This window comes from Micromonospora sp. NPDC092111 (genome assembly GCF_044755745.1).
Classification (GTDB): Bacteria; Actinomycetota; Actinomycetes; order Mycobacteriales; family Micromonosporaceae; genus Micromonospora.
The window spans coordinates 200,687-216,738 of the sequence record NZ_JBIVRQ010000004.1 but is presented as its reverse complement, the minus strand read 5'-3'; the positions used below and the strand labels follow the sequence as shown (position 1 = coordinate 216,738).

Here is a 16,052-nt window from a genome sequence, read left to right as displayed (position 1 = left end):
GACTCGTTTCCTTCCGTTGACGTTGTGGGCCGTCTGTACCCGGTCCGGTGATCCCCCACGCATACCGGCCGCGACGGTGCTGCATAGGGTCGCACCCATGAGCGAGCGAAGCGAGCGGCACGGCAGGACGGAGACCCCGTGCGCCACCGCCCGCAGCGAGGGAGCGTGATGAGTCGTTTTGTCGTCGTCGGGGCCGGCACGATGGGGCTCGGCATCGCCTACGTGGCCGCCGGCGCGGGCTATGCGGTCGAGCTGGTCGAGGTGGACCGGGGTCGGGCCGAGGCCGCCGCCGCGCGCCTCGACGAGCTGTGGGAGCGGGCGGTACGGCGCGGGAAGCTCGGCGCCGACGAGGCCGCCGCACACCGGGCGCGGGTCACCCTGCGCGCCGCGCTCGGCGAGGTGGCGCCGGAACCCGAGGTGGTCGTCGAGGCGGTGCCGGAGCGGCCGGACCTGAAGCGGGCGGTGCTCGGCGCGGCCGAGCGGCTGCGTCCGGCACTGCTGGGCAGCAACACCTCCAGCATCCCGATCGGCGAGCTGGCCGAGGGGCTGGCCCGCCCGGAGTCCTTCCTCGGGCTGCACTTCTTCAACCCGGTCTGGGCGATGGCCCTGCTGGAGGTCGTGGTCGGCGCGGCCACCGCGCCGGAGACCACGCAGGCCGCCGTCGCGCTCGCCGGCCGGCTCGGCAAGGACCCCGTCGTGGTACGCGACCTGCCCGGCTTCGCCACCTCCCGGCTCGGCGTCACCCTCGGTCTGGAGGCGATCCGGATGGTCGCCGACGGGGTGGCCGACCCGGCCGACGTCGACAAGGCGATGGTGCTCGGCTACCGGCATCCGGTCGGCCCGCTGGAGCTGACCGACCTGGTCGGGCTGGACGTCCGGCTGGACATCGCCCGCACCCTCCAGGCCGCGTACGGCGAGCGGTTCGCGCCGCCGCCGCTGCTGGTCGAGATGGTCGCCGCCGGGAAGCTGGGCAAGAAGTCCGGCCAGGGCTTCTACCGCTGGGTGGACGGCCGGCGGGTCGAGCTGGAGGGCGCCGGCCGGGACGAGGACGCGCCGACCACCGCCGGGGAAGGGCTGTCCCGGTGAGCGCCGGGACTGCGCCGGCGAGCCCCGCCGCCGCGACCGGAAGGCCGACCCGGTGACCGGGCTGCGGGTCGAGGAGCTGCCCGACCGGCTGGTGGTGACGCTGGACCGGCCGGAGAAGCGCAACGCCATCGACGCCGACCTGATCGGCGAGCTGCACGACGTCTGCGCCGAGCTGGAGGCCCGGCCCCGGCTGCTGCTGCTCACCGGCGGCGCGGACGGTGTCTTCGCCGGGGGCGCCGACATCGGCCAGCTCCGCGAGCGGGGCCGGCTGGACGCCCTCGCCGCGATCAACTCGGCGGCCTTCGCCCGGATCCGGGCCCTGCCGATGCCGACCGTGGCCGCCGTGGACGGTCCGGCGCTGGGCGGCGGCGCGGAGCTGGCGTACGCCTGCGATCTGCGGGTGTGCACGGCCCGGGCCGTCTTCGGTCAGCCGGAGGTGCGGCTGGGCATCCTGGCCGGCGCGGGGGCGACCCACCGGCTGCCGGCGCTGGTCGGCGAGGGCCGGGCCAAGGAGCTGCTCTTCACCGGTCGCCGGGTCGACGCCGACGAGGCGCTGCGGATCGGGCTGGTGAACCGGGTGGTGGCCGAGCCGGTGGAGCTGCTGCCCACCGCACACGGGCTGCTCGACGAGATGGCGAAGGGTTCGGCGCTGGCACTGCGGCTGACCAAGCTGGCGGTGGACGCGCCACCGGCCGCCCACCCGCACCTCGACCTGGTCAGCCAGGCGGTGCTGTTCGAGGACGAGGAGAAGCGGCGGCGGATGACCGAGTTCCTGGAGCGTCGCCGGCCGCGCTGAACGCCCCTGGAAACGGGACCAGGGCCGCACCGGGTTCCGGTGCGGCCCTGGTGGTGGGTCAGTGTCGGATCGGTACGTCCGCGTCGGCCAGGGCCTTGATCAGCCCGGCGGATTCGGCGAAGCCGATCACCAGCACGGCCTCCGGGTGGTAGCCCTTGATGTCGCCGGCCAGGCCGGCGAAGTCCACCGGTGGGGCCTTGGCGTCGGCCGGGGGCTCGTAGGTGAACAGCTTCACCCGGTCGTCGCCGAACCCGGCCCGCTCCAGTTCGGCGCGGACGGTCTCCTGGAGACCCTCGCCGTACGAGTCCTTGCGGGCCACCACCGCGATCTTGTGCGGCCCGTCGCGGAGGATCACGTCGGCCAGCGCCCGGCCCTGGAGACTGTCCGGCGGGGCGGTGCGGAAGTACAGGCCGTTGTCGTCGGCCTGGCTCAGCCCCGAGTCGGTGTTGGACGGCGAGAAGAGGATCCGCCCGGCCGCCACCACGTCCGGCAGCACCGCGCGGGAGATGCCCGACGCGCCCGCCCCGATGATGACCTGCACCTTGTTCCTGATGTGCGAGGCCACCGTGGCCTTGGCGACGTCCGGGTTGGTGCCGTCGTCACCGTCGAACCAGACCACCGGATCGCCGAGCACGCCGCCCGCGGCGTTGATCTCCTTGACCGCCAGTGCCGCGCCGGCCACCAGCGGCGGGTTGGCCATGGCCAGGTCACCGGTCTTCGGCAGCAGGCCACCGAGGATCAGCGGGGAGCCGTCGCTACGGTCGCCCCGCCCGCCCCGCTGCTTCTTCGGCTTCGGCGCGGCCTTCGTGCTGGCCCCGGACTCGTCCCCGGCGCCGACGAACTCGGTCTTCGCGTCGTTGATCTTCTGATTGTCGAAGTGCATCGTGGCGTAGCTGGCGGTGGCCGGCTCGCCGACGTCGGTGAAGCCGGCCCGGGACAGCGACGGGCCACGGTACTCGATGTCCTGCCCGTTGCGGGCCAGGGCCAGGCAGGTCGCCGCGTCCATGCAGCGCTGCCCGCTGGTGGTCACCGCGACGATCTGCTTGGCGATGTCCGCCGGGTCGGTGCTGCCAGCGAGCTGGGCGGCCAGTGCACTGATCATGACCGCGTCGTACGACTCCGCCGAGTAGAGGAAGTCACTCAGCTTCGGGTCGACGGAGCGTAGCCGCTGCTTGAAGTCCTCGGTGAGCGGCGTGAGCGGGGTCGTGCCCTTCATGCCGTCGACGAGGTCGGCCCGGTCCTTCAGCTCAGTGGCGAAGGAGTTGAGCATGTTGCCGTCGGTGCCGTACAGGCGCACCTGCGTGGTGGCCGACTCCTCGGGCTTGTCGGTCGTCCCGCATGCGCTGGTGACGAGCAGGAACGACGCGCAGGCCGCCAGGATGGCTGCGCGCGGGCCGCGTGTAACGAGCATGGTCGTCCTTCCTCCGGCGAAGGTCCGGTGCGCACCATAGCGTGCCGAAGGGAACCGTGTGACCGTGGAGGCGGCCCTCGTCGTCGGCCCGACAGTCGCCGGTACGCTCCGTCACGACGTCTCGGCAGGTGGTCACCGTTTCGGCGGTCCGTCGCTTGACCTGGCCCCCTACTGTGCCCCAGGTGACCGACGTAGGGGACCAGACGCTCGCCGACGCGACCGCCGTGCTCCATTCGGCGCTGGCCGGGGACGGTGACGCGGTGGTGGGGACCTTCGACGCCGTGGTGGACCGGTCCGGCCTCGCCGGGGCGTACACGGTCGCCTGGACGCTCGCCGCCGCCATGGTCGGCGACGCTCCCCCGTCCGGCGCCTGCGCGCTGGACTTCCCGGGCATCGACGAGGCGGGGTACGACACCCGCTGGGTGGCCCGCTTCGTCAGCGCGTACGCCAACCACGACGCCGACACCGGCGAGGCGCTCTTCGGGGCGGCCGTCGCCGACGGCCAGCTACCGGACTGCCTGCTCACCCTCGCCGGCTCGACCGTGGCCACCCTGCGCAGCCGGTCCGCCTGACGTCCCGGCGTCCGCCGCGCCGACCGGACTCAGAACGCGTGGTACGCCACCAACGGCTCGTACTCGTAGCGCAGGTTGGAGAAGCGGACCTTGAAGTTCGCGCCGTCGCGCACGTCGGTGGCGATGGTGATCCAGTTCGACTTCGCCGGCAGGTAGGTCAGGTAGTTGCACGCGTTGGTGCGGTCGATGAAGACCACGCACGCCTCGGTGCCGAACTCGCTGGCGTTGCGGACGTTGACGTCCCGGCACCGGGTGCTCGCCTGGTAGGGGCCGGCGTCGCCGCCCCAGCCGCCGGTCTGGAAGTAGGAGCGGACCGCGCCGCCGTAACAGGTGGCGGTGGACCCGGCCAGATTCGTCTCCGGGGCGGCCTGGGCGGGGGTGCCGTACCAGAGCAGGGACAGGGCGGCCGTGGTTGCCGTCAGCCGGGCGACCGGTGATGTCATGCGGAGCCTCCGGGGGAAGAGGGGACGGACCTGGGGTGCGTACAGGGCACCATGGGTGGCGATGATAGCCGTCGATCTCTGGCCCCGCTGTGACAGACCCGGGAAGCTGCTGTGGTACCTGTGACGGATGTCCGAGGCGATGCTCAGCAAGGTGCGCAAGCTGCTGGCCCAGGCCGAGGACCCGGCCTGCACGCCCGCCGAGGCAGCCGCCTTCACCGCCAAGGCCACCGAGTTGATCGCCCGGTACGGCGTGGACCGGGCGCTGCTGGCCGCCCGCGACCCGGCCACCGACCCGGTCGGCGACCGGGTGGTTGACGTCGTCGCCCCGTACGCCCGGGACAAGGCCGGGCTGCTCGCGGCGGTGGCCGACCCACTGCGCTGCCGCTGCGTACGCCGGCACGAGGGCAGCGGCTTCGCGATGCACCTCTTCGGCTTCGCCAGCGACCTGGAGCGGGTCGACCTGCTCTTCACCTCGCTGCTGGTGCAGGCCGCGCACGGGCTCGCCGGCACGGTGGTCCCGCCCGGCGAGCACCCGGCGGCGTTCCGCCGGTCCTGGCTGGCCGGCTTCGCCCGGGTGGTCGGGGAGCGGCTGCGGACCGCCGAGACGGTCGCGGCGGCCGAACGGGACGCCTCCTCGGTGGCCCTGGTGCTGGCCGACCGTTCGGACCGGGTGGCCCGCCGGGTCGCCGAGGTCTACCCCCGGCTGCGGACCGCCCCGACCCGCCGCCTCGCCGGTTCCGGCTTCCACGCGGGCGCGGCGGCCGGCCAGCGGGCGGACCTGGGCGGGTCCGGTGTGGTGGGTGGGCCGGCCAAGGAACGCGGGATCGCCCGCTGACCGGCCGGCTCAGCTCGCGCCGGTGACGCGGCGGGTGAGCGTGCCGAGGTAGCGGCCGAGCAGCTCGTGCCAGCCGGCGGTCAGCGCGGCACGGTAACCCTCGGCGGCCTCGCCGTGCCGGTCGAAGTGCCGGTGTTCCAACTCGACGCGGACCTGCCCCGACTCGTCCGGCAGGAACAGCACCTCCACCTCGCTGGCGCGGGCCGGATCGGGCACCGGCACCCGGTCGGGGCCGAGCTGCCAGGTGAAGACGAGCCGGCGGGGCGGGTCCCAGGTGAGCACCCGACCCCAGTCGCCCCGGAAGCCGTACGGTCCGATCTCGTAGAGCATGCCGCCGGCCCGTGGCTCCATCCCGAGCTCGGCCAGCGCCGCCGGCCCGGACCAGGTGTACTCGCGTACCCACCAGTCGGCCAGCGCGCCAGTGAAGACCGCGAACGCCTGCTCCGCGGTGGCCGGGGCGAGGAGCGCGCAGCGCAGCGAGTACCGGTCGACGTCCTGACGGACGCCCTCCGGATCCGCCATCTCCTGCCCCATAGGCCCGGACCATACCGGCTGATGCATCGGTGTGCAGCTTCGCGTACAGGCTGCTTCCAGACAGTCGATCCCGCACCGACCGGGGCGGCAGCGGGCAACGCCGCCGGGACGGGTGGCCGCCGGGCTCGACGCCAGATCGCCGACGTGGCGGGGTCGGCGCGGCCCGCAAGCCGCCACGTCGGCGACCTGGTGTGGATCTCAGTGCCGGGGGTCGACGTCGTCCGGTCGGTCTGGGCCTCAGGGGTCCGCCAGGCCGTCGGCTTTCGGTGGCCGGGCTGGGAGAGTCCGGACACACGAAAACGGTGACCGCGTTTCCGCAGGTCACCGCTTTCTGTAGCCCGGCGAAAGGCTATGTGGCCAGGGGCGGGGTCGAACCGCCGACCTTCCGATTTTCAGTCGGACGCTCGTACCAACTGAGCTACCTGGCCGTGGTGCTTCGGGACATGTTACCCGCCGGACGGGTTCTCCGCCGACGGGGTGACACGCCCCCCATACGCAGAACGCCGCGCAATGGTGCACGCGGCGTCGGCGCTGGCGGTCCTGACGGGACTTGAACCCGCGACCTCCGCCTTGACAGGGCGGCGAGCACTCCAACTGCTCCACAGGACCTAGCTGATGTTGCATCCGGCAGAGCCGGACCGTGCCCCCAACGGGATTCGAACCCGTGCTACCGCCTTGAAAGGGCGGCGTCCTGGGCCGCTAGACGATGAGGGCGGCCCCGCCATCATTGCACACTCGCAACTTCAAGCGGACTTGCTCCCATCCGGCCCCGCCGGAGGCATGAGAAGCATATGTCATCCCCCGTCGGTCGACCAAACCGGTATGGCCGCCGGCACACTCGCGCGCAAAAGGCCAGCTCAGCGCGGTGGTGCGATGCCGAAGCGCCGCTTCAGGTCGGGGATGACGTGCGGCACGGCATCCAGCGTACGGCTCCGGTCACCGCCGCCGTCGTGCATCAGCACGATCGCGCCGGGGCGGGCGGCGCGCTCGACCCGCTTGGTGAGCGTGGCCGAGCTGGGCTTCGCCCAGTCCTGCGGGTCGACGGTCCAGTGCAGCGCCCGCATGCCGAGCTGCTTGGCCACCGCCACCACCTCCGGCGTCCACCGGCCGCCGGGCTGGCGGTAGAACGGCACCTTGGCTCCCGGGGCGGCCTTCCGGATGGCCTGGTTGGTGCGGACCAGGTCGGCCCGGATCTCGGCCTCCGGCCGGCGACCCAGGTCGAAGTCGTGCCGCCAGCTGTGGTTGCAGAGCTGGTGCCCCTCCCGGACGATCCGGGCCACCAGCTCCGGGTGCTTGCGCACCTGGGTGCCGACCACGCAGAAGGTCGCCTTGACGTGGGCCGCCCGGAGCTGGTCGAGGACCTTCGGCGTCCAGGTCGGGTCGGGGCCGTCGTCGAAGGTCAGCGCCACCGCGCGTACCCCGGTCGCCCGGCGCAGGCCGGCGGGGAGGGTCTTCGGCTTCGGCCGCAGCCGGGGCTTGGGCTTGCTGGTGGGCGACGGCGTCGGTGCCGGTGTGTGGGCCGGCTCCGGTGTGCTGGCCGTCGGGGCGGGTGCCGCCGCAGGCCGGGTGGTCCGGTGCTGGTCACCGCAGCCGGCGACCAGCAGGAGCAGGCCGAGGAGAACCGCCAGGACGGGGCGTGAACGCATCGTCACTCCGGGGGGTGGGGGTACGCGGACGGACCCGACGGTAGTTCATGTTGTCCCGTTTCGTCAGGCCCGGTCAGTCCCCCGTCGACTGGTCCAACGAGTCCCGGACGGCCAGCGCCAGCGAGACCGCCTCGGCCAGGTCGACCGGTCGGACCACCCCGGCGGGCAGCGTGTCGGCCCGCCAGCCCGGCCCGGCGGCGAGTACCAGCAGTGGCCGGCGCGGCACCGCCAGCAGGGCGGCGAGCTGTCCCGGGTCGGCGGTGGCGCGCAGGTGCGACCAGACCACCACGGCGGCCGGCCCGGTCCGGTTCACGGCCTCGACCAGTGCCGCCACCGGCACCCGCGCGCCGAGCATCCGGTACGCCACGCCCGCCTCGGCGAGCGCGGCGGCCAGCGCCTCCAGCGGCAGGGTGTGCTGCTCCTCGTCGGCGCAGGAGAGCAGGATCCGGGCCGGGCCGGTGGGCCGGCCGGACCGGGCGACGGTGGCGAACGCCTCGGAGACGCACCGGGACATCAGGTGCTCCACCTCGATCAGCCCGGCGGTGGCGGCGTGCCGCTCGCCGATGCCGGCGAGCACCGGCCGGAGCAGCCCGTCCCAGGTGGCCACCACCCCGTCGGCGGCCAGCGCGTGGGAGATCGTCTCGCCGATTCCGGCGGCGTCCAGCCGCATCGCCGCGCGGGCCAGCCCCCGGGCCACCGGCCCGGCCCGGCCGACCGGGATGGTCTGTCCGCCGCCGTCCCGGCCGGCTCCGGTACGCAGCCGCAGCCCCACGCCGGGGCCGGCGGTCGGGCTCTGCCTCGCCCAGCGGGCCGCCTCGGCCGGGGTGACCCCCTCGGCGGTGAGCCTGCGCATGATCTCCAGACGGGCCAGGTCGGCCGGCGTGTAGCGCCGGTGGTGACCGGGGACGTGCTGGCTGGGACCGAGGCCGTAGCGCTGGTGCCAGGTGCGCAGCGTGGTGACCGCCACGCCCAGTCGGCGTGCCACGGCCCCCGCGCTCAGCGCCTCATTGGCCACCCGACCGCTCCGACGCGTCGTCCGCCCTGGGGTCGGACGGGAGGTCGGTGCCGGCGGGGGCGTCGCCGGTCGGCCGTGTCGGGCGCAGCAGTCGGCTCACCACCCCGCCGAGCCAGGGCGCGTACGTGCCGGGGTCGGCGTCGATCTCGGCCATCAGCCGGGTCGGGTCCGCCCAGCGCAGCTCGGACACCTCGTCCGGGTCCGGTCGCAGGGTGAGGTCCGCCGGCACGTCGGCCCGCAGCACGTGGTCGTACTCGAACTCGACCCGGCCGGTGACCGGGTCCTCGGCGTAGTAGAGGTAGACGCCGACCTCGGTCAGCGTCACCGGGTCGGCGCCCAGCTCCTCGGCGAGCCGCCGGTTGGCGGCCTCCGCCAGCGACTCGGCCGGCTGCGGGTGGCCGCAGCAGGAGTTGGCCCAGCGCCGGGGGAACCGGGTCTTCACCGCGGCCCGTCGTTGCAGGAGCACCCGGCCGTCCGGGGCGACCAGCAGCACCGAGAAGGCGCGGTGCAGCCGGCCCGGCGACTGGTGTGCGGCGGCGACGGTGGCCTCGCCGAGCACCTGACCGGCGTCGTCGACCAGTTCGACCAGGTGAGCTTCCCGGGACTTCACGCGATCACCGGCCGAGGCCGGTGATGCGGCCGGCGGCCAGCTTGCCGGAGATCAGCACCATCGGCACTCCCACTCCGGGCTGGGTGCCGGATCCGGTGAAGACCACGTTGGACAGGCTCCGGTGCAGGTTCGACGGGCGGAACGGCCCGGTCTGGAAGAGGCTGTGCGCGGCGGCGAACGGCGTACCGGCGGCCATACCCTGTTCCTCCCATTCGGCGGGGGTGATCGTACGCAACACCTCGATGCCGGCACCGAAGCCGACGTACCCGCGTTCCTCCAGCGTCCCGACGAGCTGGTCGGCGTAGCGGCGGCCGAGGTCGCCCCGCCAGTCGAACGGGGCGCGGTCGAGGTTGGGCACGGGGGCGAGCACGTAGTAGGTGTGCCGGCCCGCCGGGGCGACCGACGGGTCGGTCCGGCTCGGGTTGGTGACCAGCAGCGACGGGTCGCTCATCAGCTCACCGCGCCCGATCACCTCGTCGAAGGTGCCCTTCCACGCCCGCCCGAAGTGGATGTTGTGGTGGGCGATCTTCTCATACCCCTGCGTCGATCCGACGTGCAGGACCACGCAGGAGGGCGAGTAGGTGAGTTTCCGCTGCCGGCCGGCGGGCAGCAGGTCGCGGTAGGCGACCGGCAGGTCCGGGTTGAGCACCACCACGTCGGCCGGGACCAGTTCGCCGTCGGCGGTGACCACCCCGGTGGCCCGGCCGTTGGCGGTCTCCACCCGGGTCACCGTGGTGCCGTACCGGATCTGCACGCCGTGCTTCTCGGCGGCGCCGGCCATCCCTCGGGAGACCGCGTGGATGCCGCCGCGCGGGAAGTAGACCCCGGCCACCGAGTCGAGGTACGCGATGACGCTGTAGATGGCCAGCGCGTCGTGCGGCGCGAGGCCGGCGTACATCGCCTGGAAGGAGAAGATCCGCTGGGTACGCGGGTCGGCGAAGAACTGGTTGATCTTCGTCTGGAGCCGCCGGAACGCCCCGTTGGCCAGCAGCTTCAACAGGTTGCCGGTGAGCAGGTCGGTCGGCGCGTCCAGGTTGCGGTCGATGAAGTCGGCCCGCTCCCAGCGCCACAGGTTCCGCGCGTAGTCCACGAACCGCAGGTAGCCGTCGGCCTCGCGGGGGCCGCAGACCCGGGAGATCTCGGCCGCCATCCGGGTGGTGTCGGTGATCACGTCCAGCGTCGAGCCGTCCGGGTAGTGGGCCCGGTAGGCGGGGTCGAGCGGGGTCAGGTCGAGCCAGTCGGCCAGTTCCTCGCCGACCGCGTCCAGCGCCTCGGCGATCAGGTCGGGCATGGTGAGCACGGTGGGGCCGGTGTCGAACTCGTACCCGTCGACGCCCAGCCGGCCGGCCCGGCCGCCCGGCACCGGCTCGCGCTCCAGCACGGTCACCTGCCGTCCGCTGCCGGCCAGGTGCAGCGCGCACGCCAGCCCGCCCAGGCCCGCGCCGACGACCACCACCCGGTCCGTACGTCCGTTCACGGTCCGCACGTGACCACCTCCTTCGCGAAGTTGCCCATCATGCCCGTCGCATCGTGGCGGCGGTGGCGAGCACGGTCAACGCGGTGCGTGCCGGCTGGTCGATCGACGCGGTCTCCAGCGCGGTCAGCGCCTCGGCGACCCGGTCGGAGATCATGCGTTCGATCCGGGCGACGGCCCCGGTGTCGGCGACCAGTTCGGCCAGCCGGGCCACCTCCCGGTCGCCGGTCGCGGTGCCGGCCCGGTCCAGCGCCCGCCGCTGGGTCGGGCCGGCGAGTTGGCGGGCCAGCATCAGCAGCGCGGTCGGCTTGCCGGTACGCAGGTCGTCCCCGGCCGGCTTGCCGGTGGTCGCCGGGTCGCCGTAGACGCCGAGCAGGTCGTCGCGGAGCTGGAACGCCTCGCCGACGGCCAGGCCGTAGCGGGTGTACGCGGCGATCTGCGGGGCGTCGGCGTCGACGCCGGCCAGGCAGCCGCCGAACAGCAGCGGACGCTGGACGGTGTAGCTGGCGGTCTTGTAGCGGGCCACCCGCAGGGCCCGGTCCACCGACCAGTTCGCCGCGTCGTTCTCGCCGAGCACGTCGAGGTACTGCCCGGCGATCGTCTCGACGCGCATCTGGTCGTAGCAGCGCCGTACGTCGAGCAGCCGGGACGGCGGCACGGTGGCGTGGCCGAGCAGCCGGTCGGCCCAGACCATGCAGAGGTCGCCGACGAGCACGGCGACCGTCTCGCCGAACCGGTCCGGGTCGCCGGTGTGCCCGGCCGCGACGTGCCGGGCGGCGGCGGCCCGGTGTGCCGTGGGCAGGCCGCGCCGGGTGTCCGAGGCGTCCATCACGTCGTCGTGCACCAGTGCGAAGGTGTGCAGCAGTTCCAGGGCGGCGAGTGCCGGCAGCACCGAGGGCAGTGGCCCGTCGCCGCCGACCACGCCGCGCCAGCCCCAGTACGCGAAGGTGGGGCGGACCCGCTTGCCGCCGGCCAGCACGCAGTCGCGCGCCGTCGCGGCGAAGCCGCCCATCGCCGCGTCGATCTCGGTCAGCGAGTCGACCTCGCTGGCCAGGAAGGCAGCCAGGGTCTCGTCGACCGCGGTGGTCAGGTCCGTGGTGAACGCGGCCAGTACGCCCCGGACCGGATCGTCCGTCGCTCCCGGCTGTGCCGGCGCGACGCGGAGCGTATTACCCGCAACTGCGTCGTTGGCCATGAGGGCGAGCGTACCCTAGGGTTGCGAGTTGCGTCGATTTCTGCGTCGAATCCTGAGGAGGTCCGGTGGACACCGATCTCACCGCTGCCTATGCCCGCTGCCAGGACCTGCACCGACGACACGGGCGTACCTACTATCTCGCCACCCGGCTGCTGCCCGGGTGGAAACGGCGGCATGTGCATGCCCTGTACGGATTCACCCGGTACGCCGACGAGATCGTGGACCGCACCGAGGACCTGCCGGCGGCCGAACGCGCCGCCCGGCTCGACGCCTGGGGGTCCCGTTTCGTGGCCGGTCTGCACGGCGAGCCGGTCGACGACCCGCTGCTCCCGGCGGTGCTGCACACCATCGCCATCTTCGACCTGGACCGGGCCGACTTCGCGTCGTTCCTGCGCAGCATGGCGATGGACCTGACCGTCAGGTCGTACCCGAGCTACGACGACCTGCTCGACTACATGGAGGGGTCGGCGGCGGTCATCGGCACGATGATGCTGCCCATCCTCGGCAGCTCCGACCCGGCGGCGGCCCGCGAACCGGCCCGCCAGCTCGGCTTCGCCTTCCAGCTCACCAACTTCATCCGGGACGTCGCCGAGGACCTCGACCGGGGCCGCACCTACCTGCCCGACGAGGACCTGGCCAAGTTCAACCTCACCCGCGCGGACCTGCTCGCCGCCCGGGCGGCCGGCCGGGCCGGCCCGAGGATCCGCGAGCTGATCGAGTACGAGGTGACCCGCGCCCAGGCCCACTACGAAGCCGCCGCGCCCGGCATCACCCTGCTCGCCCCGGCCTCCCAGGCGTGCATGCGCACCGCGTACGCGCTCTACGGCGGCATCCTCGACGAGGTCGCCGCCCGGGGGTACGACGTGTTCGTCCGGCGGGCCCTGGTGCCGCAGCGTCGCCGGCTGGCGGTGGCCGCCCGCGCCCTGCTCACCCCCACCGGCACCCCGGTCGTGGTGCCCGGACCGGCGCTGCGCTGACCGGCCGCGCCGAGGCTCGCCGTCGCCGAGCACGAAGCGGGGGCGGTCCGGGGTGGGGTACCCCGTCGGTGGCCTCCCGGTGCGGTAAATCCGGCGCGGACCGGTGGCCGTGCCCCGGTCGGTGCGGAATGCTGGCGGGATGGCGGAGCCGGAACTGGTGGACGTGGTCGTGGTCGGGCTCGGCGTCGGGGGCGAGGAGGTGGCCGGGCGACTCGCCGAGGCCGGCCTCACGGTGGTCGGCGTCGAACGGGACCTGGTCGGCGGGGAATGCCCCTACTGGGGCTGCATCCCGAGCAAGATGATGATCAGGGCGGCGAACGCCCTGGCCGAGGCGCGGCGGGTCAACGAGCTGGCCGGGTCGGCGCAGGTCCAGCCGGACTGGGCGCCGGTGGCCAGGCGGATCCGGGAGGAGGCCACCGACACCTGGAACGACCAGGCCGCGGTGGACCGGTTCACCGGCAAGGGCGGCAGGTTCCTGCGCGGCAGCGGACGGCTCGACGGCCCCGGCCGGGTCCGCGTCGGCGAGCAGGTCTTCCAGGCCCGGTACGGCGTGGTCATCGGCACCGGCACCCGCCCGTCGATCCCGCCGATCGACGGGCTGGCCGACACCCCCTACTGGACCAACCACCAGGCGATCGAGGTGGCGGAGCTGCCGGAGCGCCTGCTGGTCCTCGGCGGTGGGGCGATCGGGCTGGAACTCGCACAGGTCTTCGCCCGGTTCGGGGTCCGGGTGACCGTGGTCGAGGCGGCCGACCGGGTGCTCGCCGTCGAGGAGCCGGAGGCGTCCGAGGTGGCCGCCGCCGCGCTGCGCGCCGACGGGGTGGAGATCCGGACCGGGGTCAAGGCCGAGCGGGTCAGCCACGACGGCACCACGTTCACCCTGCACGGTGGCGAGCGGTCGTTCAGCGCCGAACGGCTGCTGGTGGTCACCGGCCGCCGGGCACACCTGGCGGAACTGGGGTTGGAGACGATCGGGGTGGACGCCGCCCAGCGCTACCTGCCGGTGGACGACCGGCTGCGGGTCACCGACGGGGTCTGGGCGGTCGGCGACGTGACCGGCGAGGGCGCGTTCACCCACATCGCCATGTACCAGGCGGCGATCGTGGTCGCCGACGTGCTCGACCACGCCCGGCGGGCCGAGGGCGGCCCGGACGCCAGCGGCACGGCCAGCGTGGTGGGCGGTGCGATGGGCGCGGCCAGCGCGGTCGGGGGCGCGATGGGGGCGGCCGGCCCGAGCGGTGCCGCCGGCACCGTTCCGCGCGCCGACTACCGGGCGCTGCCCCGGGTCACCTTCACCGATCCGGAGGTGGGCGCGGTGGGGCTCACCGAGAAGCAGGCCCGTGAGCGGGGCATCAACGTGCAGGTCGGGTTCACCCCGCTGTCGTCGTCCACCCGGGGCTGGATCCACAAGACCGACGCCGGGGGCTTCATCAAACTGGTGGCCGACGCCGACCAGGGCGTGCTGATCGGTGCGACATCGGTCGGCCCGGCCGGTGGCGAGGTGCTGTCCGCGCTGGTCGTGGCGGTGCACGCGGCCGTCCCGGTCAGCCAGCTCCGGCACATGATCTACGCGTACCCGACGTTCCACCGGGCCATCGAGAGCGCCCTGGCCGACCTGAGCTGAGCCACCCCGGCCCGCCCGGCCCGGTTCACCCGCCGTGCCGGCCGGCGCCGGCGGCGAACCGGGCCGCGCCGGCCAGGGCGTCCGCCGCCAACGAGTCCATCCCGTACGCCAGTTCGGTGGCGAGCGCGTCGGACTCGGCGAGGCCGCCGCCGGCCAGCATCGACGCGCGGTCGTTGCGCAGGCAGGTCTGCGGGTGGCGGGCGATCTCGGCGGCCAGCCGCTCGGCCGCCGTCCGCGCCGCACCCGGCTCGACCAGCCGGTTGACCAACCCCATCGCGTACGCCTCGGCGGCCGGCACCGGCCGCCCGGTGAGGATCAGGTCCATCGCCCGGCTCTCACCGATCAGCCGGGGCAGCCGTACCGTGCCACCGTCGATCAGCGGCACCCCCCACCGTCGGCAGAACACCCCGAGCACCGCGTCGGACTCGGCGACCCGCAGGTCGCACCAGAGCGCCAACTCCAGGCCGCCGGCCACGGCGTACCCGGAGATCGCGGCGATGACCGGCTTGGACAGCGACATCCGGGTGGGGCCCATCGGGCCGTCGCCCTCGGGCTCGACCCGGTTGCCGCTGGGCGTACCGATGGCCTTGAGGTCGGCGCCCGCGCAGAACGTGCCGCCGGCACCCCAGAGCACCGCGACCCGGGCGTCCGGGTCGGCCTCGAAGGCGCGGAACGCGTCGGCGAGGGCCCGCGCGGTCGGGCCGTCGACGGCGTTGCGCGACGCCGCCCGGTCGAGGATCACCGTGGTCACCGGTCCGTCGTGCGTGACGTGTACGGCCATCCGGACAGCATGCCCGCTGCCCGCGCGGCGACGCCAGGGTGTCGACGCCGGAACGCCGGCCCGACGGGGCACCGTTAGCATCTGCGTCGGCAACGACCATGCGAGGTGCCCCGCGCGAGCGGGGAGAATCTGGGAAGCCGGTGCGACTCCGGCACGGGCCCGCCGCGGTGACCGGGGAGCCACCGTCCACGCGCGACAGCGCAGCCACTGGCCGTACGGCTGGGAAGGCGGACGGTGCGGCGTCGATCCGGGAGTCCGAAGACCGGCCTCGCGTCGACCGCCCACCCGCGTGGTGGGCCGAGCGCAGCGGGAGCCTGCCGTGGACCTGTACACCGCCATCCACCGCCGCCGGGACGTCCGGGCCGAGTTCACCGGGGAACCGGTGCCGGACGGGACCCTGCACCGGATCCTCGACGCGGCGCACGCCGCGCCCAGTGTCGGTTACACCCAGCCGTGGGACTTCGTCCTGGTCCGGGACGGCGACCTGCGCCGACGCTTCCACCAGCACGTCCAGCGGGAACGGGACGTCTTCGCCGCCACCCTGACCGGGGTGGCGGCCGAGCGGTTCGCCCGTATCAAGATCGATGGGGTGCTGGAGTCGACCCTGTCGATCGTGGTCACCTACGACGAGTCCCGGGGCGGGCCGGCCGTACTCGGCCGACACGCCATCGCCGACGCCGGCCTCTACTCGGTCTGCCTGGCCATCCAGAACCTCTGGCTGGCCGCCACCGCCGAACGTCTCGGCGTCGGCTGGGTCTCCTTCTACCGGGAGCCGTTCCTGGCCGACCTGCTCGGCATCCCCCCGGGCGTCCGGCCGGTCGCCTGGCTCTGCGTCGGCCCGGTGACGCACCTGGAATCCGTACCCGACCTGGCCCGGCACGGCTGGCGACAGAAGCGCCCCCTGGCCGCAGCCCTGCACACCGACCGCTGGACCACCACCCCCTAACGCCCCCGTCCCGCCTCCCGTCCCCGTCCCCGTCCCGTCCCCGTCCCGTCCCCGTCCCATCCCGTCCCCGTCCCTGCGCCCGGTGCTCCCGTGCCCGGTGCTCCCGT

Annotated in this window: 16 protein-coding genes, 3 tRNA genes and 1 riboswitch; of the genes, 7 read left to right on the top strand and 12 right to left on the bottom strand. The window is 74.0% G+C overall.

Annotation, left to right across the window (positions count from 1 at the left end):
- The first annotated feature begins 165 nt into the window (after positions 1 to 165).
- Both ACIQG9_RS11615 and ACIQG9_RS11610 read left to right on the top strand, forming a co-directional pair.
- Positions 166 to 1,086 carry a 3-hydroxyacyl-CoA dehydrogenase family protein gene (locus ACIQG9_RS11615; protein WP_400400538.1) on the top strand — a complete coding sequence of 307 codons (921 nt, stop codon included), beginning with the start codon at positions 166 to 168 and terminating at the stop codon, positions 1,084 to 1,086.
- A 52-nt stretch (positions 1,087 to 1,138) separates the two neighbouring features.
- A complete protein-coding gene (locus tag ACIQG9_RS11610) occupies positions 1,139 to 1,882 on the top strand; it encodes an enoyl-CoA hydratase/isomerase family protein (protein WP_400400535.1) in 744 nt (247 codons plus the stop codon).
- A gap of 58 nt (positions 1,883 to 1,940) precedes the next feature.
- Here the strand turns inward: ACIQG9_RS11610 and ACIQG9_RS11605 are convergent, their stop codons facing one another.
- Positions 1,941 to 3,293 (bottom strand): ABC transporter substrate-binding protein, encoded by a 1,353-nt coding sequence (locus tag ACIQG9_RS11605; RefSeq protein ID WP_400400532.1) that lies wholly within the window; start codon positions 3,291 to 3,293, stop codon positions 1,941 to 1,943.
- Between the two features lie 182 nt (positions 3,294 to 3,475).
- On the opposite strand from ACIQG9_RS11605, the gene ACIQG9_RS11600 reads away from it, so the two are divergent.
- Positions 3,476 to 3,865 carry a hypothetical protein gene (locus tag ACIQG9_RS11600; RefSeq protein WP_400400530.1) on the top strand — a complete coding sequence of 130 codons (390 nt, stop codon included), beginning with the start codon at positions 3,476 to 3,478 and terminating at the stop codon, positions 3,863 to 3,865.
- A gap of 29 nt (positions 3,866 to 3,894) precedes the next feature.
- Here ACIQG9_RS11600 and ACIQG9_RS11595 read toward each other — a convergent pair whose 3' ends face one another.
- The gene (locus ACIQG9_RS11595; protein ID WP_400400527.1) at positions 3,895 to 4,308 is read right to left on the bottom strand and encodes a hypothetical protein; all 414 of its coding nucleotides are present in this window, start codon (positions 4,306 to 4,308) and stop codon (positions 3,895 to 3,897) included.
- Between the two features lie 127 nt (positions 4,309 to 4,435).
- Between ACIQG9_RS11595 and ACIQG9_RS11590 the strand changes: the two genes are divergently transcribed.
- Positions 4,436 to 5,143, top strand: coding sequence for a DUF2786 domain-containing protein (locus ACIQG9_RS11590; protein WP_400400524.1), 708 nt, complete (start codon positions 4,436 to 4,438; stop codon positions 5,141 to 5,143).
- A gap of 9 nt (positions 5,144 to 5,152) precedes the next feature.
- Here ACIQG9_RS11590 and ACIQG9_RS11585 read toward each other — a convergent pair whose 3' ends face one another.
- The 9 genes from ACIQG9_RS11585 to ACIQG9_RS11545 form a co-directional block, all read right to left on the bottom strand.
- Positions 5,153 to 5,677: an SRPBCC family protein gene (locus ACIQG9_RS11585; RefSeq protein WP_400400521.1), complete on the bottom strand. Its 525-nt coding sequence runs from the start codon at positions 5,675 to 5,677 to the stop codon at positions 5,153 to 5,155.
- A 354-nt stretch (positions 5,678 to 6,031) separates the two neighbouring features.
- Positions 6,032 to 6,105 (bottom strand) — tRNA-Phe (locus ACIQG9_RS11580).
- Between the two features lie 104 nt (positions 6,106 to 6,209).
- Positions 6,210 to 6,286, bottom strand: a tRNA-Asp gene (locus tag ACIQG9_RS11575).
- A 32-nt stretch (positions 6,287 to 6,318) separates the two neighbouring features.
- A tRNA-Glu gene (locus ACIQG9_RS11570) sits at positions 6,319 to 6,391 on the bottom strand.
- Positions 6,392 to 6,534: 143 nt separating this feature from the next.
- Positions 6,535 to 7,323 carry a polysaccharide deacetylase family protein gene (locus ACIQG9_RS11565; protein ID WP_400400519.1) on the bottom strand — a complete coding sequence of 263 codons (789 nt, stop codon included), beginning with the start codon at positions 7,321 to 7,323 and terminating at the stop codon, positions 6,535 to 6,537.
- 73 nt (positions 7,324 to 7,396) lie between these two features.
- Positions 7,397 to 8,338, bottom strand: coding sequence for a MerR family transcriptional regulator (locus ACIQG9_RS11560; protein WP_400400517.1), 942 nt, complete (start codon positions 8,336 to 8,338; stop codon positions 7,397 to 7,399).
- Entirely contained in the window at positions 8,328 to 8,948 is a 621-nt protein-coding gene (idi, locus tag ACIQG9_RS11555) for an isopentenyl-diphosphate Delta-isomerase (RefSeq protein ID WP_400400514.1), read from the bottom strand. The genes ACIQG9_RS11560 and idi overlap by 11 nt, the downstream gene beginning before the upstream one ends.
- 4 nt (positions 8,949 to 8,952) lie before the next feature.
- Complete coding sequence (gene crtI / locus ACIQG9_RS11550; protein ID WP_400400512.1) at positions 8,953 to 10,434, bottom strand: phytoene desaturase family protein; 1,482 nt, start codon at positions 10,432 to 10,434, stop codon at positions 8,953 to 8,955.
- 28 nt (positions 10,435 to 10,462) lie between these two features.
- Entirely contained in the window at positions 10,463 to 11,617 is a 1,155-nt protein-coding gene (locus ACIQG9_RS11545) for a polyprenyl synthetase family protein (RefSeq protein ID WP_400400509.1), read from the bottom strand.
- A gap of 65 nt (positions 11,618 to 11,682) precedes the next feature.
- Between ACIQG9_RS11545 and ACIQG9_RS11540 the strand changes: the two genes are divergently transcribed.
- Together ACIQG9_RS11540 and ACIQG9_RS11535 are read left to right on the top strand one after the other, a co-directional pair.
- Positions 11,683 to 12,594 carry a phytoene/squalene synthase family protein gene (locus ACIQG9_RS11540; protein ID WP_400400507.1) on the top strand — a complete coding sequence of 304 codons (912 nt, stop codon included), beginning with the start codon at positions 11,683 to 11,685 and terminating at the stop codon, positions 12,592 to 12,594.
- 139 nt (positions 12,595 to 12,733) lie between these two features.
- Positions 12,734 to 14,218, top strand: a complete 1,485-nt coding sequence (locus ACIQG9_RS11535) for a dihydrolipoyl dehydrogenase family protein (RefSeq protein ID WP_400400504.1) — start codon at positions 12,734 to 12,736, stop codon at positions 14,216 to 14,218.
- A 25-nt stretch (positions 14,219 to 14,243) separates the two neighbouring features.
- Here the strand turns inward: ACIQG9_RS11535 and ACIQG9_RS11530 are convergent, their stop codons facing one another.
- Entirely contained in the window at positions 14,244 to 14,999 is a 756-nt protein-coding gene (locus tag ACIQG9_RS11530; RefSeq protein WP_400400502.1) for a crotonase/enoyl-CoA hydratase family protein, read from the bottom strand.
- A gap of 86 nt (positions 15,000 to 15,085) precedes the next feature.
- A riboswitch (cobalamin riboswitch) is annotated at positions 15,086 to 15,285 on the top strand.
- A gap of 33 nt (positions 15,286 to 15,318) precedes the next feature.
- Here ACIQG9_RS11530 and bluB point away from each other — a divergent pair.
- Positions 15,319 to 15,945 (top strand): 5,6-dimethylbenzimidazole synthase, encoded by a 627-nt coding sequence (gene bluB, locus ACIQG9_RS11525; RefSeq protein ID WP_400400499.1) that lies wholly within the window; start codon positions 15,319 to 15,321, stop codon positions 15,943 to 15,945.
- Positions 15,946 to 16,052 lie beyond the last annotated feature (107 nt).

Excerpts from the sequence above, each read along its gene's own strand:
- ACIQG9_RS11605 (WP_400400532.1), bottom strand. The coding sequence starts at position 3,293 with ATGCTCGTTACACGCGGCCCGCGCGCAGCCATCCTGGCGGCCTGCGCG.
- ACIQG9_RS11595 (WP_400400527.1), bottom strand. The coding sequence starts at position 4,308 with ATGACATCACCGGTCGCCCGGCTGACGGCAACCACGGCCGCCCTGTCC.
- ACIQG9_RS11590 (WP_400400524.1), top strand. The coding sequence starts at position 4,436 with ATGTCCGAGGCGATGCTCAGCAAGGTGCGCAAGCTGCTGGCCCAGGCC.
- ACIQG9_RS11585 (WP_400400521.1), bottom strand. The coding sequence starts at position 5,677 with ATGGGGCAGGAGATGGCGGATCCGGAGGGCGTCCGTCAGGACGTCGAC.
- ACIQG9_RS11565 (WP_400400519.1), bottom strand. The coding sequence starts at position 7,323 with ATGCGTTCACGCCCCGTCCTGGCGGTTCTCCTCGGCCTGCTCCTGCTG.
- ACIQG9_RS11545 (WP_400400509.1), bottom strand. The coding sequence starts at position 11,617 with ATGGCCAACGACGCAGTTGCGGGTAATACGCTCCGCGTCGCGCCGGCA.
- ACIQG9_RS11535 (WP_400400504.1), top strand. The coding sequence starts at position 12,734 with ATGGCGGAGCCGGAACTGGTGGACGTGGTCGTGGTCGGGCTCGGCGTC.
- ACIQG9_RS11530 (WP_400400502.1), bottom strand. The coding sequence starts at position 14,999 with ATGGCCGTACACGTCACGCACGACGGACCGGTGACCACGGTGATCCTC.